This window comes from Methylobacterium sp. WL103, assembly GCF_008039885.1.
Lineage (GTDB): Bacteria > Pseudomonadota > Alphaproteobacteria > Rhizobiales > Beijerinckiaceae > Methylobacterium > Methylobacterium cerastii.
This window is the reverse complement of sequence record NZ_VRUX01000908.1, coordinates 1-1,215: the sequence shown is the minus strand read 5'-3', so window position 1 is coordinate 1,215 and position 1,215 is coordinate 1. Positions and strand designations below refer to the sequence as shown.

The window sequence follows — 1,215 nt, the reverse complement described above, 5'->3', positions numbered from 1 at the left end:
GCGCCCGCGGCGGAACGGCTCGCCTTCCTCAACGGGCACCCCGAACTCGCGGGCGCCGCGGCGCGGGCACGGCAGATGACGGCGGACTCGGTCGCCGAGCAGGGCAGCGCCGGGCTGGACGCCCTCACCGTCGCCGACTTCGACCGCTTCGACCGGCTGAACGCGGCCTACCGCGAAAAGTTCGGCTTCCCGTTCATCATCGCGGTCCGCGGCCGGAGCCGGGAGGCGATCCTGGAGGTGTTCGAGCAGAGGCTGGCCCGCGACGCGGACACCGAGGCCGAGGCGGCGCTAAGCGAGATCGCGACGATCACGCGCATGCGCCTCGACCGGATCGTCGGCTCCGCCGGGTGACGGCGTCCGCCGGCGAAGGCAGCGACGGGGATGCAAACCGGGCGGATGTCGGCTAGGCCGGGCACGGTCCGGCCCCTGCCGCCGGGCGTTCCCGAGCCACGGCGCATGACGGCCTCCACCGCCTCGACCGCTCGCCTGATCCTGGTGCTCGCCGCGGCGGGCTTCTCCAGCACCTTCGCATGGCGCTCGGTCGAGCCGCTGGTCGGCGTGCTGGCGCGCGACCTCGGCAGCGACGCCCACACCGTGGCCCTGCTCTCGACCGCCTTCGCGCTGCCCTACGCGCTGATCCAGCCGATCCTCGGGCCGGTGGGCGACGCGGTCGGCAAGGAGCGGGTCATCGCCGCCTGCCTCGCGGTGCTGGTCGTGGCGCTCGCCGGCTGCGCCCTGGCCCAGGACCTGCGCCTGCTGTTCGGCCTGCGGATGGTGGCGGGCGCGGCCGCCGGCGGGGTGATCCCGCTGGCGCTCGCCCTGATGGGCGACCGGGTGCCGATGGAGCGCCGGCAGGTGGCGATCGGCCGGTTCCTCGTCGCGGTCATCCTCGGCCAGCTTTCCGGCTCGACCTTCGCCGGGCTGATCGAGGGGCGGGTCGGCTGGCACGGGGTGTTCGCGATCAACGCCGCCGTCGCCGTGCTCGGCTGCGCCGCGACGCTGTTCGGCTTCGACCGGAGCCAGCGCCTCCCGCCGCGGCGCCCCGAATTCGGCCTGGCGCTCACGCGCTACCGGACGATCGTCGCCGACCCCCGCGCCCGCGTGCTGTTCGCGGCGGTGTTCGTCGAGGCGATCGCGGTGTTCGGCATCTTCCCGCACCTCGCACCGCTGATCGAGGCCCGGGGGGAGGGCGGCCCGCGCGAGGCCGGGCTGGCG

General features: G+C 75.3%; 2 protein-coding genes. Both read left to right on the top strand.

The window, feature by feature from the left end:
• Positions 1-351 (top strand): 2-oxo-4-hydroxy-4-carboxy-5-ureidoimidazoline decarboxylase (gene uraD / locus FV222_RS26630; RefSeq protein WP_147816130.1); only part of this gene is annotated, 351 nt, incomplete at its 5' end.
• A 105-nt stretch (positions 352-456) separates the two neighbouring features.
• The coding region (locus tag FV222_RS26625; RefSeq protein ID WP_147816128.1) for an MFS transporter at positions 457-1,215 on the top strand (759 nt) is incomplete at its 3' end.